Here is a 17,591-nt window from a genome sequence, read left to right as displayed (position 1 = left end):
CACCCTGGCAGGGCTCCTCGTCCATGCCACCGCACACGGCGCGGCCCTCACGACGAAGGCCAAACCAACGTGTTGATTCTTTACGGGCCCTTACCGCCGGGGCAGTACCGCAGAACGGTGCGTCAGCAAATGGAAGCAGTGCCGGGCAGTGCCCAGCTGGTACGGCAGCCGCGACTACGACTTCCACAGCACCCTCACTCCTTCGTGGCCGGGGCTCTGCGAACCGGAGGAAGGAGATCGTCGTGGAGTCTCAGCGCTCCATGGGGCCGTGCACGTTCAGGCGCTCACGTTGCCTCACTGAGGTGGGGAGGGCGCAACGCGGCTCGATCGGTGCCGGGACGAGGCGGCCTATCGGAGGCCGTGGCGGTCGAGGCGGTGGATGAGGCCGGGGCGGCGCTGGTAGTCCTCGCGCAGGCGGGCCAGGCGCTGGTGGAAGTCGGTGTGCTGTCGGGCGTGGGCGTAGGCGTCGCGCAGTTCCGCGAGGAGGCTGACGGCCTGGTCGTAGCAGCTGGTCTTCTTGGTGGCGATGTGCGCCTCGATCTGCTGCCAGACGGATTCGGCCTCGCCTGCGAGAGCGGTCAGATGCCGGGAGCGGGCGGTGGCCCGTTCGTGTTCGGCGCGCTGTCGGCGTTCGGTGCGCAGGATGTGGGCGGCGTCCAGGAGGTGGGCGGCGGACCGGCGCCCGGGGACCGTGGTGGGGGCGTCGGCGCCGCGCAGGCGATGCAGGAGTTCGGTGTGCAGCCCAGGTTCCGGGCTGAGGGCGAGCCGCAGCAGCAGAGCGTCCTTCTCCTTCTGGGGCATCGCGGCGATCAGCGGGGCGAGTTCCTTCTTCGCAGGCCTGGTCAGTTTCTTGGATGCGGCGGGACTGGCCTGGGCCGCGACTGTCAGCAGGTCGTCGTCGACGCGCAGGAAGTCGGCGAGCGCGCGCTGTGAGGCGGTGAGTTCGCCCAGCCCGGCCGGAACGGGCGGTTCGAGGCAGGTTCGGTATTCCTCTTCGTCGTCGTCCTCGAGTTCCCAGGCGGCGAGCGCACAGAGCCAGGCGAGGTAGAGAGGGCGCAGGTCGCCCGTGGCGAGTTCGTCGCGTACGCCGATGAGGGCCGCCAGAGAATCGTCGGCGCCCTCGATCCAGTCGCCGCTTTCGTCCTCGCTGGTGAGGTCGAGCAGGAGGTGGGTGCGGGTGGTCCAGGCCTCGACGTGGTGGTCCAGGCAGTAGGGCTGCACCGTGGGCAGGTTCAGTGCCGGTCTGGGCAGGCGCAGCATCAGCCGGTGGGTGCCCCAGTTGCTGACGTACAGATGGGCGTCGAAGTAGACCTCCAGCATCCGCCGCGGATTGCCGCTCAGGTCACCCCAGTTGTAGGTGTTGGCGAAGCTGGTGGCGGTGATCCGGGCCCGGGCGGAGATGGCCCGCAGCTGCTCCTGTTCCTCGCGGCTGAGCGGACGGTCGAGGGCCTGGAACTCGTAGTACTGGTACTCGCTCACATTGCGGACCCTATCGCCGCCGCGGGTGGGCTCGGACGCGGAGCGGCCACGGCGGCGGAGCCGACCGGACGCCGTGCTCAAACGCCGTAGGGTGAGCCGAGGCGAGCGGGTCTGCGGAGGGGTACGCTGTGGCGGCGGTGTGGACCGAGCGGGCGATGGAGCACGATGCGAGAGCGGAACTCGCGGCAGTGCTGCAGCTGGCCGCCGCGGGCAGGTTGCGGTGCAGCGACAAGACGAAGCGCCCCTCCGCGGCCACGATCCGCGCGCTGGGCGAGGTCCTCACCAGCGATGACTTCTACGAGGGCGAGGCGGTCAGGGCCTTCGCCTGGCCACTGCTGCTCCAGGCCGGCGGTCTCGCCGAACTGTCCAGCAGCCGACTGGAGTTGACCGCGCGGGGCCGCAAGGCGCTGGCCGAGCCCGCCCACGAGACGATCCGGTGCCTGTGGCGGCGGTGGCTGAGTCATGGGGTGCTGGACGAGTTCAGCCGCATCGAGGAGGTCAAGGGCCAGCGCGCGGCGAACGTCCTCAGCGCGACCGGTCCGCGCCGCAAGGCGGTGGGTGCGGCGCTCGCCGAGTGCTGTCCGCCTGGGGAATGGGTGACGGTGGACGAGCTGTTCAAGGCGATGCGTACCGCAGGACATGACCCGTACCTGGTCCGCTCCGAGCGGGCGTTGTGGAAGCTGTACCTGGAGGACGCGCAGTACGGCAGCCTCGGGTATGACGGACACCACGACTGGCCGGTACTGCAGGGCCGCTACACCCTGTGCGTGCTGTTTGAGTACGCGGCCACCCTCGGCCTTGTCGACGTTCAGTACATCGACCCGGAGGGGGCCCGGGACGACTTCCGCCACATGTGGGGTGCCGACTGGCTGGAGCGGCTCAGCCGCTACGACGGCCTGCTCGCCATCCGGTTGAACCCGCTCGGGGCGTACGCGACAGGGCGCGCCGACGGCTACCAGCCGGGTCCGGCACCCGCCGCAGGGGAGCGGAGCCCGGTCAGGGTTCTGCCGAACTTCGACGTCGTGGCACTCGACGGCCTGGTCCCGGCCGAGGCGCTGCTGCTCGACGCGTTCGCCACCCGGTCCGCCGACCGTGTCTGGACGCTGTCCACCGCCTCCCTGCTGAAGGCCCTCCACGCAGGCCGCGGCTTGGAGGAGTTGCGCCGCTTCCTGGCCGAGAGCAGCAGAGGAGAGGAACTGCCGCAGACCGTCAGGGCCTTGCTGGCCGACGCCGCCTCCCGCGCCGAGAAGGTACGGAATCTGGGTACGTGCCATCTGCTGGAGTGCGTGGACGAGGCACAGGCCGTGATGATCGCGAAAGACCGCAGGGCGGGCGCGCTGTGCTCCCGGATCGGTCCGAGGCACCTCATGGTGGCCCCCGGCGACCTTCCTGCTTTCCGCGCCGCGCTGTTGAAACTCGGTTGCGTACTGCCCGCCCGGACCTGAGCGAGCGGATCACGCCCAGGGCGCGGTCCGCGGGGCGTGGGCGCGTGCGCGGAGCGCGGTGAGGGCGGCGGCGCGGCCGGTGGGGGTGAGCGAGATCGTGGAGCGGCGGCGATCGCGGTATGCCAGGAAGCCGAGGGCCTCGCCGGGACGCAGCCACTGCCACAGGAAGTGGCGGGTGTCGTCGGGGCGCGGGGTGCTGCCGTCGGCGAGGGTGAACCCCTCGGCGGCCAGGGTGTGTACGGCGCCGGTGAGGTCGTCGAGCGTGAGCTCCCCGTTGAGCAGAGCCACGGCGGCGGCTTCGGCGAGCTCGGTTCGGACACCGTCACCGAACCACATGCGAGCCGCAGTGGCCTGCAGCAGGGCCGGGTTGGTGAGGTGCTGCCGACCGCGGGCGGTCAGGGCGAGCTTGCGGTGCCGCTTGGCGAGCAGCCGCGCCGCGCGGGCCAGTTCGTGCAGTTCGACGAGGCGGGCGACGTCGTACTCGGTGCGCGGCACCATGCCGGGCAGATACCAGTCGTAGCGTTCGGCGGCCTCGACGACCAGGGCGCGCGGCAGGTAGCCGGCCTGGGTCAGCGTCACCCCGTCGCCGACGGACTCCAGCAGCCAGCGCAGGGGTTCAGCCGTGTCGGCGGGTGCCTCGGGCGCCACGCTCAGCAGGTCCATTACGCTGCCGCGCAGACGGCGGCGGGCGGCGGGCGGGGCCTCGGCCCAGGTGCGGAGGCGCTCGCTGTGGACGGCGTCCAGCGGGGTGCGGCCGTCGTGCGAGGGGTGCGGGGTGGTGAGCCAGCGCTCCACGTGCTTGATGCGCGCGGCGGCGTAGCCGCGGGTGCCGGGTACCAGTGCGCCGTCGTCCAGCGCCTGCTCCAGCAGCCGGGAGGCGTTGCTGCGGGCGACGGCCTCGTCGATGCCCATCACCGGCCCCCAGGTGAGCAGGTCGGTGTCCGGCGGGGCCACCGGGGAGGCGTCCACCGCCCGCCGGTAGGCGGCCCGCCCCCGATCGGGCGAGTGCTGCCACGCGTCGTGGATCTCGCTGGTGACCTCCGACGTGCAGACGGCCGCGGCCCGGGCCCGGCCGGCGCCCTGGAGGAGCTCGGCCAGGGCGGTGAGGATGCGCGGATACTCGGCGGGCTCCGCCATCCACTTGACCGGCAGCTCATACCAGCAGAACCGCTCCACGTCCTCCTGGGCGAGCGAGCCGGCCGATCCGCCGTCCGGCAGCAGCCAGCCGAGCAGCCGGTCCCGTACATCTCCTCCGTCACCGGTGCGCGTCATGCGTGTCCTTCCCTATGGAGTTCCCGGTCGAGTTCGATGGCCCGGCGCCGTACCAAGTCCTGGTGGAACCCCGGCTGGTCCGCCGCCCGGAGCACGGCATGGGCGGTCGCGGCGTCACTCTGCCGCAGGGCGCAGGAGACCATCGCCTCCAGCGGTTGCCAGTCCTCCGAGCCCAGCACGGCTGCGGTGGCGGTGAACCGGTCCACCGCCCCGGCCGCGACCTGGGCGTAGGCGCGAAGGCCTTGGATCTCACGGGCGCGGAAGTACCAGCGGGCCGAGGCATACTCGCTGTGCAGCGCGCAGGCGAGAGTCTCCACCAGGTCCAGATCGCCCCGGCCCCGGGGTGCACGAACAACTCGGCCTCCTGCTGCGAGGTACAACGGCTCCAGATACACCCCGCGCATCACCCCGCCCGACCTCTCCCGCGTCAGCCGCGCATCAAAGTCGTCCCAGTCGCCGCCGCAGTCCACCACGCACGCCACGGCGAACCACACGTCCCAGTACGACCACTCGCCAGTCGGTTCCGTATGAGGCCACGGCTCCGGGCCGAACGTCGGCGGCCTGCGGCTGCTTGTGGCCTTGTCCGCTGCGCTCACCTGCGCATTGTCGCACCGGAGACGATGGCGCTCGCAGCGCGGCATGGGGCTCCCTGTTCGAGCGCAGCCGAGAACGTGGGGGAGTAGCCTCGCGGGCATGACCGAGGCATGGACCGACCGCGCGCTGAAGGCACTCCGCGCCGCCTGCCACACCGCGGATGGCCCGTCCCTGCTCGCCCTGCTGCGTACGCACGACCCCGCCGAGGTGCTGCAGCAGTGCGGCGACGCACTCACCGCAGCCGTTGCCCGGGGCGTGCCCGGCGCCCGGGAGACGGCGACCGCGTGCATGTCCACCCTGCGCGAACGGGGTTGGTCCGGCGATGAGGTCCTCGCCGAACAGCTCGACACGGTGGGCGGCGGTGCCATCGGCGTGCTGCGGCCACTGCCGGTCGATCTGGAGGAACTCTCCGGTCTACTCGAAGGCGACCCGGCCTGGGGCGGTGGCCGCATCGACCTGGACACCGGCGAGTGCCGGCCCGCCCTCGCGGACACCGAGGAGTCGTGGGACGAGGACGAACCGGAAGGCAGCGAGCGGTGGCTCCACGTCCCGTGCAACGGATCGCGCGACGCCTACCGCGACATGAAGGACTTCATCACCACCCTCGACGACCAGGACCTCGCCCGGTATCTCGGCATCGCGATCCAGGGCCCAGGAGCCTTCCGCCGCTTCAAGGACATGCTGGCCACCTCACCGGCGCAGCTGCAGCGGTACTGGTTGTTCGCCGCTGAGCGGCAGTGCGGCCGGGCCCGGGCCTGGCTCGCCGATCAGGGCTATCGGCCGACGCTACCGGGCGGCTACTGACCTGGGTGCCTTCACGGTCCCCAGTGCCGGTAGGCCTCGATCCACTCGGCCCCCTCGGGTGCCGGATCCGGCAACGGAAGGTCGAGCATGCCGATCGCCTGCCGGTGCCTGCCTCGCGTACAGACCGCCACGATCTGGCTGCCCGGCAGCAGGTCCACCTTCTTCACGGTGACCTCGACCCCGAGAACGACCGTCTTGAACGGGACGGCCAGATGTTCTGCGAGCATCGTGTAGAGGCCCGTGAGCTGCTCCTCGTCGTCGTAGGCGTCCACGGTGGCCTGCTCGACCAGCTCATCGAGTTCCCTGTTGCTCAGATTCCCGTCCACAGGGAACACGGTACCGGCGGAGCCCGCAGCTCCCCTCCCTCGGTCAACCGCCGGGAGCTCCGCCCTGAGCCACGACGGTCGTTCCTCCCGCCACGGGGATCAGGGTGCTGCCTCGTAGCGCGTACCGACTCCTCGGTGCCAACTGCGGATTGGCACCGAGACGGCTGGGAACTCCGGACGAGGCGCCGAGGTTGGACGAGGCGGAGCGTACGGTGCAGTGGTCGGCGGGTGCCTATCAATGTCTGTCGGGAGCGGCGGCTTCCGGGAGCAGTGATCGCCCCGTTTTCCTTTCCCAGGGGTGAGCAGCCGCAGGAGTCCGATTTCTCGAAGGACACGCCGAATGCCGCCCTGTTGTAACGGCGCTGGACGACAATCGCAGCAGCCGCTGCAGAGACTCGGGGCCCAGTGCTGTGGGCTTCCGGGCATGGAGGAGGCGGCCCAGCCGCTTCTCGGTGTGCGCTGACAGATGGCTCAGAGGTCGAGTCTGCCTTGCGCAACGAGGCCCGTATCGTCAGCCGTCGACTCGCCCCGCGGGGCAGGACTGGCTCTCGTCGGCGAGCAGAGCATGAAGAAGGCGCAAGAGGGCGGCAGCGACGGATTCATTCACGTCGGGTGGCTCCTCGGGCAGGGCTACATGGATCTGCCGCGGGCTGTCCGGGGACGAGTGCCCCACGGACGGGGGCTGGGGAGGTGTGTAGTCGGGCAACGGGGTCGGAGAACTGGTCTTTCCTGGCACGTCGCAAATAGAGATCCCGCACGGCAGATTTGTCGTCCTGCGTCGGCTGAGGGCCTGCTGGAGGCAGCGCCGGGCGGCCCGGGCAGGGTCAAGGGTGAAGCGCGGCGCGTAGGACTACGTGATGCAGGACGGGGAACTCCTGCGCGAGCTGACCATCGACCCCACCCGCGACTACCAGCCCCAGCACCCCACCAACACGACGAAACCCCCGAACCCGTAGGTTCGAGGGTTTCCGATGTCCTGAGACATCACGTTGAGTCCTGGGCCGGATTCGAACCTGCGACACCCGCTTTAGGAGTGGGATCGAATCCTTGCCGCGGGGTGCTCGACGCTGCCGCGTCGTGCTGATCCCCCTGGTCAGTGCGTCGCCGCAGTGCGCTCGGTCCCGCTCATGCCACCTCGTGCCGGGCAGTCCGCTCACGCATCGCGCACGCACGATGGGGGCATGAGCGGGGTCCGCACTACCGAGCCCGCGCAGGCGGCCCACTCAGGGCGTGGCCACGAGCGAGTAGTTGTCGGTGTACGCCTGCAGCTGGGATTCCTCGGCGCTGAAGAGGATCTTCGTCTTGGTGGACGAGGAGTCCAGGACGACCTTGACGTCGAGGTTCGCACTGATGTCGTTGGTGACCAGGTAGTTACGGTCTCCGCCGGCGACGAGGATGATCGTCGGGTCGGCTCCGGAGGGGGTGACGTTGGCGGCCGGGACGGAGAAGGAGAACTGGTTGGCGGTGACCGCGTTGTGGTCGCCGTTGATGTGGACCAGGCCGTAGAGGTCGTCGTAGCGGGTGCTGGTGCCGTCGCCGTACACGCGGCGGAAGTGGTTGCCGGAGATCAGGTTCTCTGAGCTGCCGTTGTTCAGGGCGATCATGCTGGGGAAGTTGCTGAGCAGCTTGTTCGCGGAAATGTTGCAGCGGTGGGCGTTGAGGAGGGTGATGTTGCAGGCCCACAGGATGGTGTTGCCGGAGATGAGGATGCCTTCGGCGTTCTCCGCGAAGACCGAGTAGCCTGCCCAGGCGCTGATCAAGTAGTTGTTGGTGATCTTGGCGACCTGCGAGGCGCCGGTGAGAGAGATGGACGTACCGCACTCGGCGACGAAGTTGTTGGTGAATCTGCAGGCGTCGGCACCGTTCACCAGCATGGCCTGGGTGAGGTAGACGAAGCCCATCCCCTCGAAGCGGAACGAGTCGTTGTCCGACTGCACCGAGATGCCGATCTTGTGGTTGCCCTCCACGTACGGTTTGGAGTCCTCCACGCCGTCGATGCAGAAGTCCTGGAAGACAACGCTGTTGAGCCGGCCGATCTCGGTGGGTGCTCCGGTGCGCTTGACCAGGAATGCCTCGTTGTTGCCGTCGGTGTTCTTGACCCGGATGTGGCTTGAGCCGGGCTGGATCTCGATCCACTTGCTGGTGTCGGAGGTGTCGTCGCGTATGGCTTCGGACATGAAGCCGTGCCCGGATCCCTTGATTGTCAGGAAGCTGATGTCGATGACGACGCGGGTGAGCAGGTCGTAATGGCCCGGCGGGATGTAGATGGCGGCGCCGGGTCTGGTGGCCTGGGTCTTCTGCTTCGACTTGATGTCGGCGATGATCTCGTTGATCACCTGGCCGATGTCGTCGTACGGGGAGACGCTGCCATCGAAGGTGGTGACGTCATAGACAGTGTGGGCCATGGGGTGTCCTTCCGGTTGAAGGGGTCTGCGCAGGGGAGGGCGGTCAGAGAAGGCCGATGATCGAGGCATACGGCGGATGCGGCTTCTCGCCGGCCTTGGCCGACTCGGGGCCTTCCGCGACGGCAGCGGCGGCGGGCGGTGGCGGCGCGGCAGCGAGGAACGCCATGGTGGTCAGGGCCGCGGCGCTTCTGAGGAGGGTGCGGCGGGACGGGGCAGGTGGTTGGGCAGAGTCCATGACGGCTCCTCGCGAACTGGGGAGTTGGGTGAGCGGGCAGGATCAGCGGACGGCGCCCGCGGTCATGCCCGCGATGACCTGCTTCTGGAAGGCCGCGTAGATCGCCAGCTGCGGCAGCAGGACGAGGGTGGCGGACGCCATCATGGCGCCGTAGTTGACGCTGTAGACGCCCTGGAACTGGGAGACGCCGAGGGACACGGTGGTCATGTTCGGGTCGTTGATGAGGGTGACCGCGAAGGGGAACTCGTTCCAGACGTAGATCACGTTGAGGATCGCGAGGGTGGCGACGACCGGCCGCATGAGCGGGAAGGCGACCTTCCAGGCCATCCGCCACAGCCCGACCCCGTCCATCACCGCCGCTTGCTCGATCTCCTCGGGGAAGTCCCGCAGGAACCCGGTCAGCAGCAGGATGTTGAAGGGAATCGTGACGGCGACGTACGGCAGGATCAGCGCGAAGTAGGTCCCGAACAAGCCGAAGGTGATGTCCAGCCGGTACACGGGAAACAGCAGGATGTACACGGGGATGGCGAGGCCCGCCAGGAAGTAGAAGCGCAGGGTGTTCTGCGTGCGGCGCCTGCCGCTGCGGAAGGCCATGCGGGTGAGCGCGAACGCCGCCATGTAGGAGATGACCAGCCCGATCGTGACCGAGACGACGGCCAGGATCAGGGTGTTCTTGTACATCACCAGCAGGTTCAGCGTCTGCATCGCCTGCTGGTAGTTGTCCAGGGTCAGGTGCGTCAGCGAGAACGGGTGGTTGAGGATGTCGTCGTTGGTCTGGAACGACAGCAGCGTGATCCACAGCAGCGGGAACAGGATCACGAAGGTGATCAGGTAGGCGGCCGCCGAGACGATGATCCTGCCGCGGCTGCGGTGGCGTGGCCCGTGCGCAGTCTCACCGGCCGCCGCCGGAGGCGCGAGCGACATCTTGACCTCGGTGTCGATACTCAACGGACTTCCCCCTTACGGCGATTGCCGAGGAACGTGGCCGCGGAGGCGAGCGCGCCGACCACGAACACCACCACGGCCAGGGCCATGCCGTAGCCGTACTGCTGGGTGGTGAAGGTGATGTGGTACATGTAGCTGACCATGACCTCGGAGAGGTGGACGGGACCGCCGCCTGTGAGGGCGTAGACGAGCTCGAAGACCTTGAAGACGCCGGTGACGACGAGCGCGGTGACGATGCCGAACGTCTCGCGCATCATCGGGATCTGGATGTGCCGCAGCTGCTGCCAGCGGCTCGCCCCGTCGAGGCTGCTGGCCTCCATCACGTCGCGCGGGAGCATGCGCAGCCCGGCGTAGAAGATGGTCAGCACGAAGCCGATCTGCTGCCAGAGGTAGACCAGGCCGATCGAGTACGGGCTGAGGGTGGGGCCGCCGATCCACTGCGGGTGGGCGGGGACACCGATCGCCAGCAGGAAGGCGTTCACCAGACCGATCTTCGGGTCCAGGATGAAGATCCAGATCAGGCCGACGAGGATCGGCGCGATGATCGCCGGGGCGAAGACCAGTGCCCGCAGCGTGCCGCTGCCCTTCACCCGGCCGCTGAGCAGGATCGCGAGCAGGAAGCCCAGGGGGATCAGCAGGAACAGCGCGATGCCGAGGATGATCCCGGTGTTGCGCATCGACGTCCAGAAGGCGTCGTCCCCTGCCATCTCCCGGTAGTTGTCGAGGCCAGCGAAACCGTTGGCGGAGACGCCGTCGAAGTTGGTGAAGCTGTAGTACAGCGAGTACAGGATCGGATAGATCATGTACAGGCTGTAGATGATCAGCGCCGGCGCGACCATCAGGGCGAAGCTCCGGCGCGTGGTGAGCCAATTCATGGGGTGACCGCCGGAATCTACTTGATGCTCTTTTGGGCGTTCTTCACGGCCTCTTCGGGGCTGAGACTGCCGCCCATCACGCCGTAGAAGCTGTCGTACATCGCGCTCGCGATGGCCGCGGAGACCACAAGGTCGGGCTGCGCCTTCGGGCTGGACCAGCCCGGCTTGGAGGCTTCGGCCAACACGGAGGCGAAGACCGAGTTCTTGGTGGCGTCGACAGTCGGCTTGTACGTGGTGACCGGCGGCTGGGAGTTGTCGACGAGGATCTTCTGGCCGGCGTCGCTGTAGTAGAACTGGATGAACGCCTTCACCGCGGCGTATTTCTTCTTGTCCTTCTTGACCTTGGCGCTCACCACGAACGGCGCCGAGGGCACGTTCATGACGAGCTTCTGGTTGCCCACACCGTCCGAGAAGGTCGGCCCCGCCCAGAAGCCGGTGTCCTTGCCCACGCTGCTCTGGTGGATCTTCACCGCGTCCCAGACGCCCGTGTCGACGAAGGCGGCCTTGCCGGCGGTGTAGGAGGCAACGGCCTGGGCGTAGGTCTGGGTGTTCATGTTGGAGGGGAAGGCGCCGGCCTTGGCGAGCTCCTCCACGTGCTTGTACAGGCGCAGGAAGTCGGCGTTGTCGTAGCTCGCCTTGCCGGACAGGATGTCCTGGTACTTCGACTCGTAGCCGAAGCGGTCCAGCATCGTCAGGAACGCCCAGACGCTGAACGAGGAGTTGTTCGCGCCCTGCGCGATCGGCACCACGCCGGCCGCCTTGAGCTTCTTCACCGCGGCGACCAGATCGTCGAAGGTCTCCGGCACGGCGATCTTGTTCTTGTCCAGGATGGCCTTGTTGTAGTAGAAGCCGGTGACCAGTGCCTGGTAGGGAAGCCCGTACTGGACGTTCCCGGAGCGGAAGCCGGCGAGCATGCTCGGGGCGAACTTCGACTTCAAGTCGTTCTCGGCGAGGATCGGGGACAGGTCCAGCAGGTCACCGCTCTTGACCATGGTCTTCGCCAGCGAGTCGTACACCCAGAAGATCTCCGGCAGCGTGCCGCTCTGCGCGGCGATGGTCATGCGCTGCTCGTGCTGGTCGACCGGTTGGCCCTCCAGCTTGATCTTCATGTCGGGGTGCTTCTTGTTGAACTCCTGCACCAGCTGCCAGGTCGCCGGGTCCTGAGTTTTGCTGTCCGGGTTCTGCATGGACAGGGTGATCAGGCCGTCCGACGACGATCCGCCCGCCGTGTTAACCGCGGAGCCGCAGGCCGTGGCGGTGACGAACAGAGCACTCGCCGTCGCGGTGAGCAGGAGACGGCGCGAGATGCCGGAGTGCCGTCTCGACGTCAGGGGCGCGGGCTGAGGAGAGGTCGCCATGGTGCTGTTGCCTTCCGGGAACGGGGTGAGGAGGCGGAACCGGCGTGGGGGTGACAGGGCTCCGGAGGGGATGTTCGGTATTGGTGCAGGCCGCCTGTTCCGGCAGGGATGTCCGGTGTGGTCGAATGCTCACCATTGGGGCGGCTCTGCGCTTGTGACGCAAACGTTTCGATGAAAGGTGCCTCGCGAGGCCCGGTGTGTCAATACCGCGTAACAGAGAAGTTTCCCCCGAGGCGACCACTCCGTGCTGGACACAGCCATTGACGGCCTGCGTTACGACGTGCGATGGTCTGCGCAATCGTTTCGATGGACTTGGGCTTGGCGGAACGAGTGAACGGCGACCGGCCAACCGCATGGACCGGTGGACCGTATGGCGTTATGCAGTTACGGGCTCGATCACGGATCGAGCCCGACGACACAAGGAGGCGGCGAGCGGCAGTGGCCACGATCTCCGACGTTGCACGGATGGCCGGCGTATCGACGTCCACCGTGTCGCACGTCATCAACGGCACACGGCCGGTCCGCGAGGAGACCCGTACCCGGGTCGAGGAGGCGGTGAGGGCCACGGGCTACCGGCGCGACAGCCTGGCCCGCGCGCTGCGCCGCTCCCGCACCGACTCCATCGGGCTGATCCTGACGGACGTGTCCGAGCCGGCCTTTGCATCGATGGCCCGCGGGGTCGAGCGCGAGGCCATGGGCGCCGGCCTGACCGTGCTGCTGGCCAACTCGGGCGAGGACGCGGAGCTGGAAGCGAGGGCGCTGGAGGTGCTCGCCGAGCGGCGAGTCGACGGTCTCCTGATCGCTCCGGTCGCCCGGTCCCACCGAGAGGCGATCACCGCGGTCATCGAGCAGGGCACACCGGTCGTCCTGATCGACCGTCTCAACGGCGTCAAGGCCGACCAGGTCGGCGTGGAGAACACCTCACCCATGCGGGAGCTGGTGCTGCACCTGGTGGAAACACACGGACACCGGCGGATCGCGCTGGCCGCGGGCGACACCGGTGTGTCCACCATCTCCGAGCGGCGGCGTGGCTACCTCGAAGCCCTCGACGAGGCGGGGATCGACGTCGACGACGCCCTGATCGTCACCGGCAGCGGCCGGGCGGAGGACACCCGCGAGCGCATGACCACCGTGCTGCGCCAGCCGCACAGGCCATCGGCGGTGGTCGCGGCCAGCACCGAGACCGCGGTGGGCGTGCTGGCGGCGGCCAAGGGGTTGGGGCTCGCCACCCCGGGCGACCTCGCCTTCGCCACCTTCGACGGCTTCCCCCACACTGATCTGTTCCGCCCCGGCATCACAGCGGTCGTCCAGCCGGCCCACGAGATCGGGGCCACGGCGATGGAGCTGCTGCTCAGCCGTATCGACGGCAGCCTCACCACCCGCCCGCGCATCATCCGCCTGGAGCCGGAGATCACCTACCGGGAGTCCTGCGGCTGCCCGGCCTGAGCCACAACCACCACAGCAAGGGGGCGGCAGGAGAGGTCGAGTCTCCTGCCGCCCGAGTTCAGCACCATCACTGAAGGGGTCAGTTTCCCATGCCCTCGCACGCCCTCGAACACCTCACCCGCCCCACGCGGGCCCGCACCGCCCGTGTCTCCAGCTGGGACCAGCGCGGCCGCAACCAGGACTACTGGACGACCCCCGCCCACTCCAGCCGCGTCCTGGCCGACCTCGAAGGCCCCGGCCGGATCACCCACATCTGGATGACCCAGTTCTGCCGCCGCACCCTCGGCCCCGGTCTGATCGACCCGCTGGAAGCGGACACCGTGGCCCCGGTGATGGAGATCCACAACGCGCTGGGCGTCAACTGGGAGGAGCCGGACCCCGACTACTACCGCAAGGTCCTCATCCGTATCACCTGGGACGACGAGGAGGAGCCTGCCGTCCTCGTGCCGCTCGGCGACTTCTTCGGCATCGGCCACTGCATGCCCAACAGCTACCAGTCGGCCCTGTTCACCGTCTCCGCCAAGCCCGAGGAGTCGTTGACCTTCGGCGGCAGCGCGGCCCTGAACTGCTGGGCGCCGATGCCGTTCAACAAGCGCGCCCGCATCGAGCTGGTCAACGAGAACGACCTGCCCATCCAGCAGTACTTCTACATCGACTACGAGCTGTTCCCCGAGGACCTGCCCGAGGACACCCTCTACTTCCACGCCCGCTGGAACCGCAGCAACCCCTGCAACGGGTGGGCGCCCGACATCCAGACCAACAGCCCCGAGGTCAACATCGTCGACGTCACGGGCGAGGACAACTACGTCATCCTCGACACCGAGGGCAAGGGCCATTACGTCGGCTGCAACCTCTCCGTCCACCACCGTCAGGGCAGCTGGTGGGGCGAGGGCAACGACATGATCTGGATCGACGACGACTTCCTGCCCGACGGCTCCACCAGCTGGCCGCCCTCCCTGCACGGCACCGGAACCGAGGACTACTTCAACCACGCTTGGGGCATGCAGAAGAACGCCTACCTCTACCACGGCGCGATCCTCCACGAGGCCGACGTGCACGGCTACTCGGTCAACTACCGCTTCCACGTGGCCGACCCGATTCGTTTCGAGGAGCGCATCAAGGTCTCCATCGAGCACGGCCACGGCAACCACCTCTCCGACGACTGGGCCTCGACCGCGTACTGGTACCAGACCCTGCCCTCCCCGAAGGCGACGATCCTGCCGCTGGAGCAGCGCCTGCCTGTACGGCCGGCCGGTCAGCCGATGCCGGTCCCGGCCGCGCGCACGGGCGCGGTGGCCGAGGAGATCGCCGTGATGCGCGAGCGGTACCAGGCCCGCTTCGAACGCCACATGAACAATCTTGCCGAGCGCACCCGGCAGCGCGGCGAGCGGTCGCTGCAGGAGTCCGAGGCGAACATCAAGCAGGCCGCAGCCGTGCGCCGCCGTTACGACGAGCGCGCCGATGACTGAGACCGGGACCCGGGCGGCGGTGGCGCTCGACACGCACTTCCCGGCGGTTCACCTCCGCCCGCCGGCGCACTGGATCAACGACCCCAACGGCCTGGTCTTCCACGATGGCCACTACCACGTCTACTTCCAGTACAACCCGCACAGCGCTCGTCACGCGGACATGCACTGGGGCCACTTCCGCAGCCGGGACCTGATCCACTGGGAGCTCATGCCGGTGGCCCTGGCCCCCACGCCGGGTGGGGATGACGAGGGCGGGGTGTGGTCGGGCAACGCGGTCTCCCACGACGGCCGTCTCACCGCCTTCTACTCCGCCAAGCGGGACGACCGCTGGCACCAGCCGGTGACCTCGGCGGTGTCGGTCGACGGCGGTACGACCTTCACGAAGCGCGGGTGGCTTCTGATTCCGGAGGCGGCTGAGGGCACGACGATGTTCCGCGACCCGTATGTGTGGAGGGACCGCGGCCGCTGGCGGATGCTGGTCGGTGCGGCCCTGGCCGACGGACGCGGCGCCGCCCTGCAGTACACCTCCGCCGACCTCGACGACTGGTCGTACCAGGGCGTCTTCCTGGCCCGTCCGCCGCATCCTCTGCGCGATGGCCGAAACACCGAGGAGGGCTGGGAGTGCGCCCAGTACGCCGCCTTCCCCAACGGCACCGGCGCGGTCCTCGCCAGCGCCTGGGACCCGAACGAGGGGGCCAACTGCGCGATCTACTGGCCGGGCCGCGAACAGGACGGCGAATTCCAGGCCGCAGCGACACCTCACCTCCTCGATCACGGACCCGACTTCTACGCCCCTGCCCTGCTGCACGCCCCGGACGGGCGGTGGCTGATGTGGGCCTGGGTCTGGGAGGCCCGGGACGAGGAGCGCGTTGGCGCCCCGAGCGAGTGGACCGATGAGGTCGGCTGGGCCGGGATGCTGACCCTGCCTCGCGAACTGGAACCCGGTGCGGACGACGAGCTGGTGCAGCGGCCGGCCCGGGAACTACTCGCCCTGCGGGGCGAGCGTCGTATCGCCGCTGCGGGCAAGGCGGGCGCCGAGCAGCCGGTGGACCTCGGCGAAGTGTCCCGGGCCACCGACCTGACCGTGACCCTGGAGCGCGGCGGACGCCTGCGGCTGCTCACCTCGCCGGATGGAACCGAGTACCTCGACATCGTCCACCACCTGGTCAGCGGCGAACTCGTCGTCGACCGCGACCACGCCTCCCTCGATCCCCGCGCGAAGGGCGGCAGCTGGCGCCTCCCGCCCGAGGGGCCCACCGCGCCCCTGCGGATCCTGCTAGACCACTCGGTCGCGGAGATCTTCACCGCGTCCGGCCGTGCCCTCACCGTGCGCTTCTACCCCGTCGGCGACGGCCCTTGGCGCGTGCAGATGGGCGCCACGGGCGTCGGCTCCGCCGCGTACACGGTCGGAGCGTGGGACCTCACACCACCGGAACAACACGACGGCCGACGCGCCGACACCTGACATCGACGCAGACGCCCCGCCGACGCGCAGCGACTACGGCGGGGCCTCTCGTGTGGGGCCTGCGGATGTCGGCACGTCCGTAACCGCGGCCTCGCGCAGCTGATCAGCGGCGGCAGGGCCGCGAAGCCTTCTTTCACCTGTACTTCCAGAGAGACAAGCAGTCCATGAGCCCACACCACATCACCGTCCTGGGGGAGTGCGTCGCCGACGCCTTCACCGAACCTCCAGGGGCCGCGAACGAACTCGCGCTACGGGTACTGCCCGGCGGCGGACCCGCGAACACCGCGGTAGCCCTGGCCCGCCTCGGCACCCCGGACCGCTTTCTCGCACGGCTGTCCGGCGACGTGTTCGGCCGCCTGTTCCGGGCCCATCTGGAGGCGTCCGGCGTCGACCTGTCGTACGCCGTCGCAGCCGCCGAGCCCAGCACGCTGGCCGTGGCGGAACTGGACGCCACGGGACAGGCCACGTTCTCCTTCCACGCGCAGAACACGGCCGACTGGCAGTGGACCCCGGAAGAACTGGCGAAGGTGGACCTGTCCGAGACAATCTGTCTGCACACCGGCTCCCTGGCCCTGGTCCGTGAGCCCGGCGCGGCGGTCATCGAGGAATTCCTGGCAACAGCCGCTGCGCAGGCCACCATCAGCATCGACCCCAACGTCCGGCCAATGCTGGTGAATCCCCAGGTCTACCGCGACCGGCTGGCACATTGGTGCACGCTCGCCGACATCCTCCGCCTCAGCGAGGACGACCTGGAACTGCTGCTGCCGGGCATCCCACCCGAGCAGGCGTGCGACACCTGGCACGCCGCCGGAGTACGGCTCGTCGTGATCACCCTCGGCTCCGACGGCGCGCTCGCCTCACTCGATGGTGAACGGCTCCAAGTGCCCGCAGTGGCCACACCGGTCACCGACACGGTCGGTGCGGGAGACTCCTTCACCGCCGGACTGCTGCACCACCTCGGTACCCGTGGGCTCCTCGGCGGGCGGCTGGCCGGTCTCGGGCTTGACGAGGTTGCGGAAGCCTGCCGGTTCGCCACCCGCGTCGCAGCCCTTACCTGCTCGGTCGCCGGCCCCAACCCGCCATGGCAGCATCAGCTGATGCAACTCGCGACCACCGACGACACGTGACGGGCAAACGACTGCAGCCGGAGAAAACCCGGTCGGCAGGTCGTCGCCGAGACCGGGACGGCGAAGGGCTCGGACAACTCGCATCACCAGCCCAGCAGACCACTCAGCAGCTGCGCCGGTGACCTGTGAGTGAACGCTGGCCTTGCGGCTGGCCGCTGGTGGGGTTCTTTGACGGCATGTACTGAGCGGGCCTGCGCCCGGAAGAGGCGGTCGCGGTGGCCCTGCCGGACTGCCTCCGCGCGGAATTGCGTCCCGGGTTCCGCAGTTGATGTAGCGGGATAGTCTGTGGATTCGGGGGTTGACGTGCGGAAACGCGCCGTCGGCTGGTGGGACGGCGTGTATCTAG

Annotated in this window: 15 protein-coding genes; 6 read left to right on the top strand and 9 right to left on the bottom strand. The window is 68.7% G+C overall.

The window, feature by feature from the left end; translation table 11 throughout:
- Positions 1 to 348: 348 nt before the first annotated feature.
- Positions 349 to 1,479, bottom strand: a complete 1,131-nt coding sequence (locus AB0M27_RS41805) for a hypothetical protein (RefSeq protein ID WP_365730436.1) — start codon at positions 1,477 to 1,479, stop codon at positions 349 to 351.
- Positions 1,480 to 1,634: 155 nt separating this feature from the next.
- On the opposite strand from AB0M27_RS41805, the gene AB0M27_RS41800 reads away from it, so the two are divergent.
- Entirely contained in the window at positions 1,635 to 2,924 is a 1,290-nt protein-coding gene (locus AB0M27_RS41800; protein ID WP_365730435.1) for a helicase-associated domain-containing protein, read from the top strand.
- 9 nt (positions 2,925 to 2,933) lie between these two features.
- Here the strand turns inward: AB0M27_RS41800 and AB0M27_RS41795 are convergent, their stop codons facing one another.
- Both AB0M27_RS41795 and AB0M27_RS41790 read right to left on the bottom strand, forming a co-directional pair.
- Positions 2,934 to 4,196, bottom strand: a complete 1,263-nt coding sequence (locus AB0M27_RS41795; RefSeq protein WP_365730433.1) for a hypothetical protein — start codon at positions 4,194 to 4,196, stop codon at positions 2,934 to 2,936.
- Positions 4,193 to 4,792 (bottom strand): hypothetical protein, encoded by a 600-nt coding sequence (locus tag AB0M27_RS41790; RefSeq protein WP_365730431.1) that lies wholly within the window; start codon positions 4,790 to 4,792, stop codon positions 4,193 to 4,195. Before AB0M27_RS41790 ends, AB0M27_RS41795 begins: the two co-directional genes overlap by 4 nt.
- Before the next feature lie 97 nt (positions 4,793 to 4,889).
- Here AB0M27_RS41790 and AB0M27_RS41785 point away from each other — a divergent pair, with 97 nt between their 5' ends.
- Complete coding sequence (locus tag AB0M27_RS41785) at positions 4,890 to 5,594, top strand: UPF0158 family protein (RefSeq protein ID WP_365730429.1); 705 nt, start codon at positions 4,890 to 4,892, stop codon at positions 5,592 to 5,594.
- A gap of 11 nt (positions 5,595 to 5,605) precedes the next feature.
- Here AB0M27_RS41785 and AB0M27_RS41780 read toward each other — a convergent pair whose 3' ends face one another.
- From AB0M27_RS41780 to AB0M27_RS41755, 6 genes are all read right to left on the bottom strand, one after another.
- Positions 5,606 to 5,920: a calcium-binding protein gene (locus AB0M27_RS41780; RefSeq protein WP_365730427.1), complete on the bottom strand. Its 315-nt coding sequence runs from the start codon at positions 5,918 to 5,920 to the stop codon at positions 5,606 to 5,608.
- A gap of 1,223 nt (positions 5,921 to 7,143) precedes the next feature.
- A complete protein-coding gene (locus tag AB0M27_RS41775) occupies positions 7,144 to 8,325 on the bottom strand; it encodes a NosD domain-containing protein (protein WP_365730422.1) in 1,182 nt (393 codons plus the stop codon).
- 43 nt (positions 8,326 to 8,368) lie between these two features.
- Entirely contained in the window at positions 8,369 to 8,560 is a 192-nt protein-coding gene (locus AB0M27_RS41770; protein ID WP_365730420.1) for a hypothetical protein, read from the bottom strand.
- A gap of 42 nt (positions 8,561 to 8,602) precedes the next feature.
- Positions 8,603 to 9,508, bottom strand: coding sequence for a carbohydrate ABC transporter permease (locus AB0M27_RS41765; RefSeq protein WP_365730418.1), 906 nt, complete (start codon positions 9,506 to 9,508; stop codon positions 8,603 to 8,605).
- Positions 9,505 to 10,380 (bottom strand): sugar ABC transporter permease, encoded by an 876-nt coding sequence (locus AB0M27_RS41760; RefSeq protein WP_365730416.1) that lies wholly within the window; start codon positions 10,378 to 10,380, stop codon positions 9,505 to 9,507. Before AB0M27_RS41760 ends, AB0M27_RS41765 begins: the two co-directional genes overlap by 4 nt.
- Before the next feature lie 17 nt (positions 10,381 to 10,397).
- Positions 10,398 to 11,738, bottom strand: a complete 1,341-nt coding sequence (locus AB0M27_RS41755) for an extracellular solute-binding protein (RefSeq protein WP_365730414.1) — start codon at positions 11,736 to 11,738, stop codon at positions 10,398 to 10,400.
- Between the two features lie 378 nt (positions 11,739 to 12,116).
- Between AB0M27_RS41755 and AB0M27_RS41750 the strand changes: the two genes are divergently transcribed.
- The 4 genes from AB0M27_RS41750 (at position 12,117) to AB0M27_RS41735 (ending at position 17,245) form a co-directional block, all read left to right on the top strand.
- Positions 12,117 to 13,184 (top strand): LacI family DNA-binding transcriptional regulator, encoded by a 1,068-nt coding sequence (locus tag AB0M27_RS41750; protein ID WP_365730408.1) that lies wholly within the window; start codon positions 12,117 to 12,119, stop codon positions 13,182 to 13,184.
- A gap of 89 nt (positions 13,185 to 13,273) precedes the next feature.
- Entirely contained in the window at positions 13,274 to 14,653 is a 1,380-nt protein-coding gene (locus AB0M27_RS41745) for a glycoside hydrolase family 172 protein (protein ID WP_365730406.1), read from the top strand.
- Positions 14,646 to 16,118, top strand: a complete 1,473-nt coding sequence (locus AB0M27_RS41740) for a glycoside hydrolase family 32 protein (RefSeq protein WP_365730405.1) — start codon at positions 14,646 to 14,648, stop codon at positions 16,116 to 16,118. The genes AB0M27_RS41745 and AB0M27_RS41740 overlap by 8 nt, the downstream gene beginning before the upstream one ends.
- Before the next feature lie 164 nt (positions 16,119 to 16,282).
- The gene (locus tag AB0M27_RS41735) at positions 16,283 to 17,245 is read left to right on the top strand and encodes a carbohydrate kinase (protein WP_365730404.1); all 963 of its coding nucleotides are present in this window, start codon (positions 16,283 to 16,285) and stop codon (positions 17,243 to 17,245) included.
- Positions 17,246 to 17,591 lie beyond the last annotated feature (346 nt).

Source organism: Streptomyces sp. NPDC052107 (assembly GCF_040680215.1).
In the GTDB taxonomy this organism is placed as follows: domain Bacteria; phylum Actinomycetota; class Actinomycetes; order Streptomycetales; family Streptomycetaceae; genus Streptomyces.
Note: the sequence above shows the minus strand (reverse complement) of the source record. Positions and strands in the feature narration are given on the sequence as shown.